Origin of the sequence: Saccharothrix sp. CCNWYY140, from assembly GCF_037401995.1 — a bacterium.
GTDB lineage: Bacteria > Actinomycetota > Actinomycetes > Mycobacteriales > Pseudonocardiaceae > Actinosynnema.
The window spans coordinates 12875-27044 of the sequence record NZ_JBBEGC010000033.1 but is presented as its reverse complement, the minus strand read 5'-3'; the positions used below and the strand labels follow the sequence as shown (position 1 = coordinate 27044).

13 protein-coding genes and 1 pseudogene are annotated in these 14170 nt (G+C 71.0%); 11 read left to right on the top strand and 3 right to left on the bottom strand.

Annotated elements, in window-relative coordinates; genetic code table 11:
* Positions 1-241: 241 nt before the first annotated feature.
* Together WBN91_RS17265 and WBN91_RS17260 are read right to left on the bottom strand one after the other, a co-directional pair.
* Positions 242-1188 (bottom strand): annotated as a pseudogene (locus WBN91_RS17265) (diguanylate cyclase domain-containing protein); the annotation flags it as partial.
* 883 nt (positions 1189-2071) lie between these two features.
* Positions 2072-2446 (bottom strand): DUF4406 domain-containing protein, encoded by a 375-nt coding sequence (locus WBN91_RS17260; RefSeq protein ID WP_337724837.1) that lies wholly within the window; start codon positions 2444-2446, stop codon positions 2072-2074.
* Between the two features lie 48 nt (positions 2447-2494).
* Here WBN91_RS17260 and WBN91_RS17255 point away from each other — a divergent pair, with 48 nt between their 5' ends.
* The 3 genes from WBN91_RS17255 to WBN91_RS17245 all read left to right on the top strand — a co-directional run bounded on the left by WBN91_RS17255 (position 2495) and on the right by WBN91_RS17245 (position 5881).
* Positions 2495-3241, top strand: a complete 747-nt coding sequence (locus WBN91_RS17255; RefSeq protein ID WP_337724836.1) for a DeoR/GlpR family DNA-binding transcription regulator — start codon at positions 2495-2497, stop codon at positions 3239-3241.
* Positions 3242-3270: 29 nt separating this feature from the next.
* The gene (locus WBN91_RS17250) at positions 3271-4914 is read left to right on the top strand and encodes a helix-turn-helix transcriptional regulator (protein ID WP_337724835.1); all 1644 of its coding nucleotides are present in this window, start codon (positions 3271-3273) and stop codon (positions 4912-4914) included.
* A gap of 133 nt (positions 4915-5047) precedes the next feature.
* A complete protein-coding gene (locus WBN91_RS17245; protein ID WP_337724834.1) occupies positions 5048-5881 on the top strand; it encodes an alpha/beta fold hydrolase in 834 nt (277 codons plus the stop codon).
* Between the two features lie 8 nt (positions 5882-5889).
* Here WBN91_RS17245 and WBN91_RS17240 read toward each other — a convergent pair whose 3' ends face one another.
* On the bottom strand, positions 5890-6732 hold the full coding sequence (locus WBN91_RS17240; protein ID WP_337724833.1) for a PaaX family transcriptional regulator: 843 nt from the start codon (positions 6730-6732) through the stop codon (positions 5890-5892).
* Positions 6733-6847: 115 nt separating this feature from the next.
* Here WBN91_RS17240 and WBN91_RS17235 point away from each other — a divergent pair, with 115 nt between their 5' ends.
* Genes WBN91_RS17235 through WBN91_RS17200 form a run of 8 tightly spaced genes read left to right on the top strand, consistent with a single transcriptional unit; the run spans position 6848 to position 14168 of the window.
* Entirely contained in the window at positions 6848-7768 is a 921-nt protein-coding gene (locus WBN91_RS17235; protein ID WP_337724832.1) for an SDR family NAD(P)-dependent oxidoreductase, read from the top strand.
* The gene (locus WBN91_RS17230) at positions 7765-8643 is read left to right on the top strand and encodes an amidohydrolase family protein (protein ID WP_337724831.1); all 879 of its coding nucleotides are present in this window, start codon (positions 7765-7767) and stop codon (positions 8641-8643) included. Before WBN91_RS17235 ends, WBN91_RS17230 begins: the two co-directional genes overlap by 4 nt.
* Positions 8644-8654: 11 nt before the next feature.
* Complete coding sequence (locus WBN91_RS17225) at positions 8655-10169, top strand: acyl-CoA synthetase (RefSeq protein ID WP_337724830.1); 1515 nt, start codon at positions 8655-8657, stop codon at positions 10167-10169.
* A 17-nt stretch (positions 10170-10186) separates the two neighbouring features.
* Positions 10187-10645, top strand: a complete 459-nt coding sequence (locus tag WBN91_RS17220; RefSeq protein ID WP_337724829.1) for a MaoC family dehydratase — start codon at positions 10187-10189, stop codon at positions 10643-10645.
* Between the two features lie 56 nt (positions 10646-10701).
* Positions 10702-12048, top strand: a complete 1347-nt coding sequence (locus tag WBN91_RS17215) for an MFS transporter (RefSeq protein ID WP_337724828.1) — start codon at positions 10702-10704, stop codon at positions 12046-12048.
* Entirely contained in the window at positions 12045-13088 is a 1044-nt protein-coding gene (locus tag WBN91_RS17210) for an aromatic ring-hydroxylating dioxygenase subunit alpha (RefSeq protein WP_337724827.1), read from the top strand. The genes WBN91_RS17215 and WBN91_RS17210 overlap by 4 nt, the downstream gene beginning before the upstream one ends.
* Positions 13085-13258, top strand: coding sequence for a hypothetical protein (locus WBN91_RS17205; RefSeq protein ID WP_337724826.1), 174 nt, complete (start codon positions 13085-13087; stop codon positions 13256-13258). Before WBN91_RS17210 ends, WBN91_RS17205 begins: the two co-directional genes overlap by 4 nt.
* The gene (locus WBN91_RS17200) at positions 13251-14168 is read left to right on the top strand and encodes a PDR/VanB family oxidoreductase (protein ID WP_337724825.1); all 918 of its coding nucleotides are present in this window, start codon (positions 13251-13253) and stop codon (positions 14166-14168) included. Before WBN91_RS17205 ends, WBN91_RS17200 begins: the two co-directional genes overlap by 8 nt.
* The last annotated feature ends 2 nt before the right edge of the window (positions 14169-14170 follow it).

Below are 14170 nucleotides of genomic sequence, written 5' to 3'. Positions count from 1 at the left end.
CACGCGAATGCGAGCCGTTCGGCGGACGAAAGCAATGCGGCCCACGACAACCGCGGCGTTGAACAGTCGTTGCGCACTTGCAGCGGAATGAGACGAGGTTGAACGTACCTCGCGTTCACCCGGCGCGGCTACGCCAATCCCACGTACCTGGAATCACGCATCGGGATTCCGATACTGCTCCTGGCACCCCGGGCACGCTTCAGCTTCAATGCACCGCGCCCGGAGCCGCCGGAAGCCGCGGTCAGCGCTGAACGGGTATGTGCAATGGGCCAAGTGCCAGCACGGCGCGGAACTCCTTCGGCGGCAACGGACGGCAGAACAGGAAGCCCTGGAAGGTGTCCACCCCCATCCGACGCAGCGCGTGGAACTGGGTCGCGGTCTCCACGCCCTCCGCCACGCACCTGCGGCCCATCGCCCGCGTCATCGGCCGTTCGGCGACAGCCAGGACGCGGCCTCCTTCAACGCCGTCCGCAGCACCCACCGGTCCAACTCGCGCAGCAGGTCGCCCTGCTCAGCCACCGGCAGGAAGATGTCCGGCGGCAGCAGCCCGCGGTCCGGGTGCGGCCAGCGCACCAACGCCTCGGCGGAGTGCACCACCCCGCCCACGCCCACCACCGGCTGGAAGTGCAGCGCCAAACCGTCGTGCGCCAACGCGTCCCGCAGCTGGCCCTCCAGGTGGACCTGCCGGTCGGCGGAGGCGATCAACGCCGCCGACGCCAGCGACACCCGACCCGCACCGGACCGTTTCGCCTCGAACATCGCCGCGTCGGCGAACCGCAGCAAGTCGTCGGCCGTCACCCGCGGCCCGTATGGCACCGCGGCACCAATGGACGCCGACACCCGCACCAACTGCCCGTGCACCGGAACGGCCGTGCGCAACAACCCGGCGACCTTGGTGGCCAACGCCTCCACGCCGCCGACCACTTCGACGTTCGCACAGATGATCACGTACTCGTCGCCGGACAACCGGGCCGCCATGCAGCCCTCGGGAAGGCCGCCTTCCAACCGCCGCGCCAGGGCCACCAGCAGCTCGTCACCGGCGTCGTGGCCCAGGGAGTCGTTGACCCGCTTGAAGTTGTCGATGTCGCAGAACAACACCGCGACCTGCGAACGGTCCTCGGAATCCAGCAGGGTCGTCAGCATCTCCTTGACCAGCGCCCGGTTCGGCAGACCGGTCAGCTCGTCGTGCGCGGTGGGACGGTCCGCACCGTCCGAGCCGTGGAGGCCGAACAGGGTCCACTGGTTCGGCCCCCGGCGCCGGGCCGCGTCCGAGGCCGCGCGGGCTCGGGCGCCGTTCGCCTCCAGGCCGGCGAGTTCGCGTTCCTGCTCGTCCAACAGGCGCTGCACCTGGTCCAGGCCCGCCACCGTGTCGTGGAGGACGTCGTCGTGCGAAGGGATCGCGATGTCCGGCACCGGTCCCACGGCGGACACGCCCGGGTCGTGGACGCCGGCCCGGCGCAGGGTGGTCTCCAGCTGGAGGATCCTTGCTTGAGCCGCTTCGGCGAGGGCGGTTGCCCGGCGGCGCTCCTCCTGGGCCTGTTCGAGTTGGCCTTCGGCGCGCCCGCGTTCCTGCTCGGCGGCCGACAACCGCCCGCGGGTGGCCGCGAGCTCGGCGCGGTGGTCCGCGGCCTCCGCCAGGTACCGGTCGCGTTCCGCGGTGAGTTGGAAGATGAGGGCCGACAGGCGGATGAGCACCATGCGCAGCACCATGATCACCTGGGACGAGCGGTGTTCCACCTGCGCGCTCTCCAGCATCAGCCGCCGGGCGTCGTTCAACTCCTCCATCACGGCGATGAGCCGGCGTTGCGCTTCGATGGTGTCCGCCTGCGCCTGCACCAGCCGGACCTGCGCATCGGGCAGCACCAGGTCGTGGGTGAGGCTGATGGTCGCGTCACGGGCCGCTTGCACGATGATGGCCGGTGACGAGGCCTGAGCGTGCTGCGCGGTCCCGGTGTCCGGCGTCTCGTCCGCGTCGTCCTCCGCGAGCGGGGCGCCGTCATGCATCGGTCGATTGTGCCGCATCCGGCCGGGCACGCCACGGCGCAGTGTCAGGCCGGCGGCGGGGCCGGCGTCATGCCGCGCGGTAGCCAGGGATGTCTTCGATTCGTTCGTACACCGGCAATCCGCGCTCGCGGGCGATCCGCACGTCCTCGTCGGCGCCGGTCGACTCGCCGGGGAGGCGCAGGACGGCGTCGCAGTGTTGGAGGAGTCGTTGTGCAGTGGGGTACATGATGCCTTCCGCCACCGGGTCGATGGGGCTGGTGCCGCCGGCGCCGCGGAGGACCGGCAGGGCCACCCACTCGCCGATCATCGGCACGTGGCCGCTGCGGAAGATCGGCCATGCGGCCTGTTCCAGGCGGGTCAGGTTCTGGGCCATCAAGTGTGGGTCGTCGTTGGTGCCCGAGCGGTAGGGGCCGGCGATGAGGATCAACAGGGGCTTGGCCATTGGCGTACCATAACGTGCAGCAGTCGGAACAAACAAGGAGAAACAGGCATGCTTGCTGCCCAGCGTCGGGATCTGCTGCTCGAACGGCTGCGCGTCGACGGTCGGATCGTGGCCAAGGACCTGGCCGTGGAGTTGGGCATGTCCGAGGACAGCATCCGGCGCGATCTGCGGGAACTGGCTGCCGCCGGGCTGTGCCAGCGGGTTTACGGAGGGGCGTTGCCGGTGTCGCCTGCCATTGCCGACTACACGACTCGGCAAGAACTTGAAGCTTCCGGCAAGGAACGGGTCGCTGCCCGTGCCGCCACACTGCTTGAGCCCAGCACCACCGTGATCCTCGACGGCGGCACGACCACGCTGGCGGTCGTGCGTGCGCTGCCGACGGACTTCGCCGCCACCGTCATCACCCACAGCCCCACCATCGCCAGCGCGCTCGTGGATCACCGGGACGTGGAGGTGTACCTGATCGGGGGTCGCCTGTTCCGGCACTCGATGGTCACCTGCGGTGCGGCGGCCGTCGAGGCGGCGCAAGGGCTGCACGCCGACCTGTTCCTGTTGGGTGTCACGGGCGTGCACGAGAAAATGGGCCTCACCACCGGCGACGCGGACGAGGCTGCCATGAAACGCGCCCTCGCCCGCCAGGCCGCGGACACCTACGTGCTAGCCAGTTCGGAGAAGATCGGCACGGCGTCACGCTTCTCGGTGATCCCCCTGACGGACGTGGCCGGCGTGATCACCGACGCGCCGGCGAGCAACGCGACCCTGCGCGCCCTGGACGTCCCTCTCCTCCATGCCTGAACGGCCCGCGAGCCCTACAGTGTGGGGTGGTGGACGAGCGGCCGGATGTGGTGAGCCGGGCGCGGCAGGCGCACCGGGAACAGGACTGGGTCGCTGCTGCGGCGCATTTCGACGCCATCGCCGCCGAGCGGACAACAGGAGCCGAGCGACCGGCAGGAGGCCGAAGCAGCGGGCTCAGCGCGGATGATCTTGCGGCGTACGCGGATGCCGTGTGGTGGCTTGGGCGGGTCGAGGACAACCTTCGGCTGGAAGCTGCCGCCTGCGAAGCGTTCCTGGCCGACGCCCGACCCCCCGACGCCGCGTGGACCGCTGTCCGCATCGGACTGTTCCTCCTCGGGCGCGGCGACGAACCACAAGGCCTGGGCTGGATCGGGAAGGCCGGCCGACTGCTGGAAGGCGTCCCGGAGTGCCACGCCCACGGGTACCTCCTGCTCCTGACCCGCCTCGAACCCAACCTCCACGCCGGACGCCCGACCGAGGCGGTGGAGGTCGCCCGGCAGGTCCAGGAACTCGGCCGCCGGATCGACCGGCCCGAAGTGGTGGCCCTCGGGCTCAACGGCGAAGGGCGTGCCCTGATCAAGTCCGGTCACGTGGTCGACGGGCTGGCCCTGCTCGACGAGGCCATGATCGCCGTGCTGGACGGTCGGCTGGCCCCGTTCGCCTCGGGCAGCCTCTACTGCCACACCATCGCCACCTGCCACGAGGTTGCCGACCTCCGCCGCATGGCGCGGTGGGTGGACCTGACCGAGCGGTGGCTGGCCGGGTTCCCCGCGGCGGCATTGTTCGGGGGGCTATGCGCGGTGCACCGGGCCCAACTCCACCTCGTGCGCGGCGAGTGGGACGCGGCCGAGCGGACGGCGTTGGGGGTGGCTGCCACGCTCGACGCCACCAGGGTCGACTACGCGGCCGAGGCCTGGTACGTCGCCGCCGAAGCACGCCGGTTGCGCGGCGACCCGAGCGCGGCCGACGCGTACGACGAAGCGCACGCCCGTGGGCGGGACGCGCAGCCGGGACGGGCGCTGCTGCGGCTCCAGGCCGGAGACGCGGCGGGAGCGGTGGCGGCGGTGCGTGCGGCTGTGGCGGCAGCGGGTGCCGATCCCCTGCGCCGCGCTCCCCTTTGCGCTGCCCTGGTGGAGATCGCGATCGCCGCGGGCCAGCTCGACGACGCCGCGCTCGCCGCCGCCGAGGTCGAGGCGACCGCGTCGACGTACGCCACCTCGGGACTCCAGGCGATGGCGGCCACGGCACGCGGCGCGGTGCTGCTGGCCCAGGACCGCGCCGAGGAGGCCCTACCGGCGCTCCGCGACGCCTGCCTGCGCTGGCGGGAACTCCACGCGCCCCACGACGCCGCCGGCACCTGCGTCCTGCTCTCCCGGGCGTACAGGGCACTGGGCGACGACGTGTCCGCCGACGCCGAGGCCGCGCAGGCCGAGGCGACGTACGCACAGCTGGGCACGCACCAACCACCGCCCGGCGGGCTGACCCGGCGGGAGTGCGAGGTGCTGGCCCTGGTGGCGGACGGCCGCTCCAACCGGGAGATCGGCGAGGTCCTGTTCATCAGCGACCGCACAGTGGCCCGGCACATCACGAACATCTTCCACAAGATCGGCGTCACCTCCCGCACCCAGGCCGTCCGCTACGCCCTCGACCGCGGCCTCACCGCCGCCGGGTGACTACGCATTACCGCGTAGGACCGTCCACCGCGGAATGGTCATTCGCACCGATGCCCGCGCACCGCCCCGCTGCCTAACGTCCCTGGTCAGACGCGCTGACCAGCAGCGCAGCGATCGGGACAAGGTGAGAATCATGGAACGCACCCACCGAGCGGTGTCCGCCGACGGCACCGAGGTCGTCGGCCGCGTGCGGGGTCACGGACCGGCCCTGGTCCTGGTCCACGGCGCGATCGGGGACGGCGAGATCGCCTGGGAAGCGCTGCTGCCCCAGCTCACCGACCGGTTCACCTGCTACCTGCCGAGCACCCGGGGCCGCGGCCTCTCCGCCGACCACCCGGACCACTCCCCGGCACGCCTGGAGGAGGACATCACGGCGTTCGTCGACAGCATCGGCGAGCCGGTCCGCCTGGTCGGCTGGTCGGGCAGCGGGGCGTGGGTGCTCGGCGCGGCGGCGCGCAGCCGGTCCGTCGTCGCCGTGGCCGTGTACGAACCGGTCCTGATCCCGGTCATGGACCCGTCAGACCTCGCCGAGACCGCCGCCACCATGCAGCGGGTGGGCGCGGCGGCCGGCGCGGGCAGGCTGGACGACGCGATCCGCGCGTTCGCTCCGTGGATCTGCACCGAAGAGGAGGTCTCAGCCCTTGAGCGGACGGACTTCTTCGAACGGTGGGCGGGCGCGGTGCCCGCGATGCTCCGGTTCCTCCAACACGACGGGACGTACGAGGGTCCACGGGCGACCGACCCCGAAAACCTGGCGCGGGTCACCGTGCCAGTGCTGCTCCTGGTGGGCCGCCACACCCGACTCCACCCGTTCTTCACCGCCTCCGCGCAGTTCCTCGCCCGGCACGTCCCCGACGCGCAGGTCTGGGAACTCCCGGGCCTCGGCCACTTCGCGCCGGTCCTCGCACCGGAGTCGGTCGCCGAGGAACTGGTCACCTTCTTCGAGCCGGCCCGGCAACCGGCGTAGGCCGGCGTTCACAGCGGGGGGATCGGGACCGTCTCCAGGACCGACTCCGCGATGGCCCGGGCCGGCTCCTGGTAGGACCGGGCCAGGGTGCGGAACACCTGTTCGGCGCGGATCGCGGGCCAGTCGGGGGGTAGGTGTTCCGCGGGGAGGCGGGGGTCCTGGCGGACGAGTTGGAGCCATTCCGTGTGCAGCAGGAGTTGGCGGGCCAGGTCGTCGGGGGCGTCGGGGAGCGGGTGGGTGCGGTCCCAGCGGCGGAGGAAGGTGGCGTAGCGGTCGGCGATCGCCGGGACGTCGAAGGCCGTGTGGACGATCTGGTCGGCTTCGGTGGGCTTGGCGGTGCGGGCGGTGAACACCTTGAGGTACTCGTTCAGGTCCAGGTCGCCGACCAGGTTCGGCACGTCCACCACGCCGGGCGCGACCCACAGGCCGTTCTGCAACGGGCCGAAGCCGCCCCACACCAGGCGGGAGCGCAGGTCGTGCCGCTGGCTGCGCCACGACTCGGGCACCGAGAACCCGACCATCGTCCACGTGCCGTCCCAGTCGTCGTTGACGGCGCCGCTGCGCCAGACCCGGTGTTCGCCGTCGCGCAGCACGGCCGCTGAGCGCGCGGTCAAGCCGAAGCACATCCGCCGGCCGTCGCGGTGCCGTGCCAGGAGGTCCCGCTTGACCATGCGGGTCAGGGTCGAGCGCACCGCCTCCTCGGACACCCCGACCCGGGCGAACACGTCGATGACGCTGCCGGAGAACACCGCGACCCCCCGGTCCAGCACGTAGACGCCGAGGAAGCTCAGCATCAGCGACTGGGGCCTGACCTGCGCGTCCTGGGTCGTCGGGTCGCCTGGGGGGATCACCGGACGAGCGTAACCCGCACTCTTCACGCGCCCTCCTCCGCCGGTCAATGTTCGGCACATCGTTGACGGCCGACACAGATCAGCCTAACTTCATGGGCGGCGGAAGGGGTCCCGAATGGATCTGACGGGCAAAGTCGCGATCGTCACCGGCGCCGGACGCGGGCTCGGGTTGGCCTACGCCACCGCGCTGGCCGGCGCGGGCGCCTCGGTGGTGGTCAACGACGCCGACGAGCGGGCGGCGAAGGAAGCCGTCGACGCCATCACGGCGACCGGAGGCGCCGCGGTCGCGGAAGTGGGCGCGGTGGGGCCGAGCGACGTGGCCGACCGCCTGGTCGAGCGGGCCGTCCAGGAGTTCGGCCGGCTGGACCTCCTGGTGACCAACGCGGGCGTCCTGCGCGACCGGGTGCTGTGGAAGATGACCGACGACGACTTCGACACGGTGATCGACGTGCACCTGCGCGGCACGTTCACCTGCGTCCGAGCCGCCGTGCGGCGCATGCGGGAGCAAGGTGACGGCGGCAGCATCGTCGTCGTCGGCTCACCCGCGGGCCAGCGCGGCAACTTCGGGCAGACCAACTACTCCGCGGCCAAAGCGGCCATCGTCGGCATGGTGCGCACCTGGGCGATGGAGTGCGCCAAGGCCGACATCGCCGTCAACGCCGTCATCCCGGTCGCGGCCACCGCGATGACCAAGACCATCCCGGCGTTCGCGCCGTTTGTCGAAGCGGCGGAACTGCGCGGCGAACCCTTCCCGGCGTGGCTGCGCCAGGGCGAAGGGTTCGGCACGCCGGAAGACGTCGCCGGGCTGCTGGTGTTCCTGGCCTCCGACGCGGCCCGGGGCATCACCGGCCAGGCCATCGGCATCGGCGGCGACAAGCTCTCGCTGTGGTCGCACCCGGAGGAAGTCGCCACGGCCTACCACGACGGCGGCTGGGACGCGGACGCCATCGCGACCACATGGGCCACCTCGGTGGGACGGCGACCGGAAACCTACGGCATCCCCGCGCCCCAACCGCCGCGCCAGGAGACGACATGAGCCTGGACATCGACGCACTGGTCGCCATCGACGTCCACACCCACGCCGAGATCTCCGCCCAAGGCCACCCCTCCCTCCCCCACGACCTGCTCGCCGCGTCCGAGAAGTACTTCAAGGCGCACGGCCACCGCCAGCCCACCATCCCGGAAATGGCCGCGTACTACCGGGAACGCCGCATGGCCGCCGTGGTCTTCACCGTCGACGCCGAGCACGCCACCGGACACCCGCCCATCCCCAACGAAGAGGTCGCCCAGGCCTGCGCCGAGCACGCCGACACGCTCATCCCGTTCGCCAGCGTCGATCCCTGGCGCGGCCGGGCCGCCGCACGCACCGCACGGCGACTGGTGGAGGAGCACGGGGTGCGCGGCTTCAAGTTCCACCCGAGCCTCCAGGGGTTCTCCCCCGACGACCGGCTCGCCTACCCGCTCTACGAGGTGATCGAGGAGCTCGGCGTGCCCGCGCTGTTCCACACCGGGCAGACCGGCATCGGCGCGGGCGTGCCGGGCGGCGGCGGCATCCGGTTGAAGCACTCCAACCCCATGCTCGTCGACGACGTCGCCGCGGACTTCCCGGAACTGCGGATCATCCTGGCGCACCCGTCGTTCCCGTGGCAGGACGAGGCCCTCGCGGTGGCCACGCACAAGCCGCACGTCCACATCGACCTGTCCGGCTGGTCGCCGAAGTACTTCCCGCCGCAGCTGGTCCGCTACGCGAACTCCCTGTTGCAGGACAAGGTCCTGTTCGGCTCCGACTACCCCGTCATCACCCCTGACCGGTGGCTGGCCGACTTCGCGGAGTTGGACGTCAAGCCCGAGGTCCGGCGCAAGATCCTCAAGGACAACGCCGCCCGCCTCCTGGGCCTGGCCAAGGACTGAAGGGGTGCCTCATGCGCAACCAGGGCATCGGCTCGTGGACCGCGCGGCGGGTCCGCAAGACACCGGACAAGGTGGCGGTGGTCCACGAAGGCCAAGCGTCGACCTATCGGCAACTGCACGACCGGGTCCTCCGGCTGGCACACGGCCTGCGCGGGCTCGGTGTGCGCAAAGGCGACCGGGTCGCTTACCTCGGACCGAATCACCCCGCCTTCCTGGAGACGTTGTTCGCCACCGGTGTGCTCGGCGCGGTGTTCGTGCCGCTCAACACACGGCTGGCACCGGCAGAGGTCGCGCACATCCTGACCGACTCCGGCAGTGACGCGCTGATCTACGCGCCGGAACTGGCATCCCTCGTCCAAGCCGCCGGCCCGCTGCGGCTGATCGCCCTCGACCACCCGGCCGAGGGTGAAACCTCCTACGAGGACCTGATCACCGCCTCGGCGGCCGACCCGATCGACGAACCGGTCACGCTCGACGACCTGTGCCTGATCATGTACACCTCGGGCACGACCGGGCGGCCCAAGGGCGCCATGCTCACCCACGGCAACCTCACCTGGAACACGGTCAACGTGCTGGTCGACATCGACCTGGCCGCCGACGAGGTGACGCTGGTGGTCGCGCCGCTGTTCCACACCGCCGGCCTCAACATGACCTGCCTGCCCACGCTCATCAAAGGCGGCACGGTCGTCCTCATGTCCGCCTTCGACCCCGTCAAGGTGCTCGACCAGGTCGAAACCCACCGCGTCACCTACATGTTCGGCGTCCCCACCATGTACAACGCGATCGCCGCCTGCCCCCGGTGGGAGGACGCGGACCTGTCCAGCCTGCGGCAGGTCAACTGCGGCGGCGCGCCCGTGCCGGAGGCGACCATCCGCACCTACCAGCGGCGCGGCCTGTCCTTCAGCCAGGGCTACGGCATGACCGAGACCTCCCCCGGCGCCCTGTACCTGACCAAGGAGATGAGCCTGGCCAAGGCCGGGACCGCCGGGGTGCCGCACTTCTTCACCAACGTGCGCGTGGTCGGGCCGGACCTCGCCGAGGTCGGACCCGGCGAGAAGGGCGAGATCGTGGTCAGCGGCCCGACCGTGATGCGCGGCTACTGGCGCAACCCCGACGAGACCGCGCAGGCCTTCGGCCCGGACGAGTGGTTCCACTCCGGCGACGTCGCCACCCCGGACGAGGACGGCTACATCACCGTGGTCGACCGCCTCAAGGACGTGATCATCTCCGGCGGCGAGAACATCTACCCCGCCGAGGTCGAGAGCGCTCTCCACGAGCATCCCGCGATCGCCGAGTGCACCGTGATCGGCGTCCCGGACGACCGGTGGGGCGAGGTTGGCCGGGCGGTCGTCACGGTCCGGCCGGGCGCGGAGGCGACCAGCGGGCCGGAGGTCCTGGCGTTCCTGCGGGACCGGCTGGCCGGTTACAAGATCCCCAAATCGGTGGTGTTCGTGGACGAGTTGCCGCAGAGCGCCACCGGGAAGCTGCTGAAGAAACTCGTGCGCGCCCGTTACGGCGGGAGCTGACCGTCCACAGGAGACACATGCAGACCACCGCAGAGGGCGTGGCAGGGCTGAAAGCGCTGGCCGGCGCCGACCTCGGGCACACCGAGTGGTTCGAGGTCACCCAGGACCGGGTGAACCTGTTCGCCGAGGCCACCAACGACCACCAGTGGATCCACACCGACCCCGACCGGGCGGCGGGCGGACCGTTCGGCGGCACCATCGCGCACGGCTACCTCACCCTGTCGCTGATCATCCCGCTGTTCACCGAACTGCTCACCATCAACGGCGTGACCATGAGCGTCAACTACGGGCTCAACAAGGTCCGCTTCCCCTCCCCCGTGCGGGTCGGCGCGAAGATCCGGCTGCACGGCGTCGTCGCCGGCGTCACCGAGGTCAAGGGCGACGGCGTGGAGATGCTGATCGACTTCACCATCGAGGTCGACGGCGGCGACAAGCCCGCGTGCGTCGCCCAGGCGGTGCTCCGCCACTACACCTGAGGTCCGCGCCGCGGACCGGCAGCACACCCGCCCTCGCAGCGGAGGCAATCATGGCAATGACGCCGTCCCCATCCGGACCGGGCTCCAGCGGAACGCGGTCCATCGGCCGGATCGCGGGCACGAGTTTCGTCGGCACCGCGATCGAGTGGTACGACTTCTTCATCTACGCCAACGCCGCCGCGTTGGTCTTCGGCAAGCAGTTCTTCCCCTCCTTGTCGCCCCTGGCGGCCACGCTGGCGTCGCTGTCCACGTTCGCGGTCGGCTTCCTGGCCCGGCCGCTGGGCAGTGTCCTCATGGGACACTTCGGCGACCGCGTCGGCCGCAAGTCGATGCTGGTCACCTCACTGCTGGTGATGGGTGTGGCGACCGTGCTCATCGGCCTGCTGCCGACCTACGCGCAGATCGGGGTGTGGGCGCCGATCCTGTTGGTGACGCTGCGGTTCGCGCAAGGCCTCGGCGTAGGCGGCGAGTGGGGCGGCGCCGTGCTCGTCGCGGTCGAGCACGCGCCGGGTGCCCGCCGCGGTTTCTACGGCAGCTTCCCGCAGATGGGAGTGCCGGCCGGCATCATCCTGTCCAACCTGGTGTTCCTGACGACGAACTCGGTGCTGGGACCCGAGCGGTTCGCCGCGTGGGGCTGGCGGGTGCCGTTCCTGCTCAGCGCGGTGCTGATCGTGATCGGCCTGTACATCCGGCTGCGGCTGGAGGAGTCGCCGCTGTTCCTCGCGGCGAAGAAGGCGCGGACGGATTCGCGGATGCCGGTCGTGGAACTGCTGCGCGACCACTGGCGGCGGGTCGTGCTGGCGGGTCTGGCGTTCATGGCCGCCAACACCATCGGTTACATCACCCTGGTCTACGTCCTGTCCTACACCACCGGGCCGTTGAAGATGTCGCGCAGCACGGTGCTGCTGCTGGTGCTGCTCGCCAGCGTCGTGCAGCTGGTGGCCACGCCGGCGTTGTCCGCGCTGTCCGACCGGCTCGGCCGCCGCAAGGTCTTCCTGGCCGGCGCGGTCCTGTCCACGCTCTGGGCGTGGCCGCTGTTCCTGCTGCTGGACACCCGCAGCCCGGCGGCCGTGCTGGTCGGTCTGGTGGTGGCGGTGACGTTCCTGTCCGCGATGTACGGCCCGCAGGCCGCCATCGCCGCCGAGTTGTTCCCGACCCGGGTGCGCTACAGCGGCGCGTCGCTGGGGTACCAGCTCAGCGCGATCGTCGGCGGTGGGCTGGCGCCGTTGATCGCGACCTCGCTGTACGCCGCGACCGGCACGTCGCTGTCGACCGCCGTATACCTCGCCGTGATCTGCCTCGTCAGCCTCGTCGCGATCGTGTTCGTGCCGGAGACCCACCGCGCCGACCTGGACGATCCGACGCCCCGCACCATGCCACCGCAGGAGGTCGCTCAACCATGACGTTCGCGCGCAACCAGTGGTACGTGGCGGCTTACGGCCGCGAGATCGGGCGCGAGCTGTTCGCCCGGACCGTCCTGGGCGAGCCGTTGGTCTTCTACCGCAGCGAGGAGGGGGAGGTGGTGGCGCTGGCGGACCGGTGCGTGCACCGGCGCTACCCGCTCTCGGAGAGCAGGCTGGAGGGCGACACGATCGTCTGCGGCTACCACGGCTTCACCTACGACAAGGCCGGCGCCTGCGTGTTCGTGCCCGGCCAGGCCCGCATCCCGCGCACCGCGCGGGTGGCGTCCTACCCGGTGGTGGAGCAGGACTCGTTCGTGTGGGTGTGGATCGGCGACCGCGACCGGGCCGACCGGTCGCGGATCCCCCGCGCGCCCTGGCTCGCCGACCCCGGCTACACCACGGTGAGCGGCATGGAACCGCTGGCGGCGCGGTACGAGCTGCTGGTGGACAACCTGATGGACCTGTCGCACGAGACCTACCTGCACGGCGGGTACATCGGCACCCCCGAGGTGGCCAACACGCCGATCACCACCGAGGTCGACGAGGACAACGGGGTCATCTACGTCAGCCGGCACATGGCCGACGCCGCCTGCCCGCCGTTCTACGCCAAGTCCACCGGGATCGAGGGCCGCATCACGCGCTGGCAGGACATCGAGTACCACCCGCCGTGCCTGTACCTGCTGCACAGCCGGGTCGCGCCGGTCGGCGTGCTGCCCGAACCCGACGGCACCGACCCGCACGGCTTCCACGTCGAGGTCGTCTACGCCATCACCCCGGAGACCGAGCACAGCACGCACGACTTCTGGGCCGTGGCCAGGGACTTCGCGCTGGACGACGAAGGCGTGTCGGAGTTCCTGCGGGAGAGCAACCGCACGGTGGTGCTCCAGGACGTCACCGCGCTGGACTTGCTGGAACGCGTGATCGCCGCCGAGCCGCTGGGCTACCAGGAGCTGTCGATCAACATCGACACGGGTGGCCTGGCGGCCCGGCGGATCCTCAAGCGCATGGTCGCCGAGGCCTCCGAGGTGGCCCCGGTATGAGCCACCGGGTCGCGATGTTGCGCGGCGACACCGTCTACCGCGTCCACTGGGAACCGGGCACGGACCTGCTGGTGGGCGTGTGCCACTGCGGCGCCGAGCACGACTCGGAGGACCCGGTGGCGCTGTGGGACTGGTTGTTGTCCCACCCGGAGGGCCACGACCGTGGCTGACGTCGAGGTCGTGGTGGGGCGCAGGGAGGTCGTCGCCGAGGACGTCGTGCGGCTGACCCTGCGCCACCCCCACGACGCCCCTCTGCCGCCGTGGACCCCGGGTGCCCACGTGGACCTGGTCCTGGGTCCGGACCTGGTCCGCCAGTACTCGCTGTGCGGCGACCCGGCGGACCGCTCGGCGTACCAGGTGGCGGTGCTGCACGAGCCTTCCGGCCGTGGCGGCTCGCGGCACGTCCATTCCGAGCTGACCGAGGGTCGCGGGGTCCGCCTTCGCGGGCCGCGCAACCACTTCCCGTTGGTGCCGGCGGAGCGTTACCTGTTCATCGCCGGTGGTATCGGGATCACTCCGATACTGCCGATGATCAGGGAGGTCGCCGCGCGCGGTGCGTCGTGGCGGTTGCTGTACGGCGGGCGGAGGCGCTCGTCGATGGCTTTCGCGGACGAAGTGCTGAGCCAGTACGGCGATCGGGTGCTCGTGCGACCCGAGGACGAGACCGGTTTGCTGGACCTGGACACGTTCTTGGAGGCCGAGGCCGAGGTCTACTGCTGCGGCCCCGAACCCCTCCTGGCCGCCGTCGAACAACGCTCCCCCGCCCGACTGCACGTCGAACGCTTCACGCCCAAGGCCACCAACGGCGAGCGCACGTCGTTCGACGTGGAGCTGGCACGGTCGGGTCGGACCCTGGTCGTGCCGGAGGACAGGTCGATAGTGCAGGTCCTGGAGGAAGCCGGGATCGAGGTGCTGTCGTCGTGCCGGGAGGGAACCTGCGGCACGTGCGAAACCGGTGTGCTGGAAGGCCTCCCGGACCACCGGGACTCCGTCCTCGACGCCGGCGAGCGAGCCGCCGGCGACGTGATGATGATCTGCGTGTCCCGCGCCCGCGGCCCACGCCTGGTCCTCGACCTGTGACC

Excerpts from the sequence above, each read along its gene's own strand:
- WBN91_RS17235 (WP_337724832.1), top strand. The coding sequence starts at position 6,848 with ATGGATCTGACGGGCAAAGTCGCGATCGTCACCGGCGCCGGACGCGGG.
- WBN91_RS17225 (WP_337724830.1), top strand. The coding sequence starts at position 8,655 with ATGCGCAACCAGGGCATCGGCTCGTGGACCGCGCGGCGGGTCCGCAAG.
- WBN91_RS17245 (WP_337724834.1), top strand. The coding sequence starts at position 5,048 with ATGGAACGCACCCACCGAGCGGTGTCCGCCGACGGCACCGAGGTCGTC.
- WBN91_RS17215 (WP_337724828.1), top strand. The coding sequence starts at position 10,702 with ATGACGCCGTCCCCATCCGGACCGGGCTCCAGCGGAACGCGGTCCATC.
- WBN91_RS17260 (WP_337724837.1), bottom strand. The coding sequence starts at position 2,446 with ATGGCCAAGCCCCTGTTGATCCTCATCGCCGGCCCCTACCGCTCGGGC.
- WBN91_RS17230 (WP_337724831.1), top strand. The coding sequence starts at position 7,765 with ATGAGCCTGGACATCGACGCACTGGTCGCCATCGACGTCCACACCCAC.
- WBN91_RS17205 (WP_337724826.1), top strand. The coding sequence starts at position 13,085 with ATGAGCCACCGGGTCGCGATGTTGCGCGGCGACACCGTCTACCGCGTC.
- WBN91_RS17220 (WP_337724829.1), top strand. The coding sequence starts at position 10,187 with ATGCAGACCACCGCAGAGGGCGTGGCAGGGCTGAAAGCGCTGGCCGGC.
- WBN91_RS17255 (WP_337724836.1), top strand. The coding sequence starts at position 2,495 with ATGCTTGCTGCCCAGCGTCGGGATCTGCTGCTCGAACGGCTGCGCGTC.
- WBN91_RS17210 (WP_337724827.1), top strand. The coding sequence starts at position 12,045 with ATGACGTTCGCGCGCAACCAGTGGTACGTGGCGGCTTACGGCCGCGAG.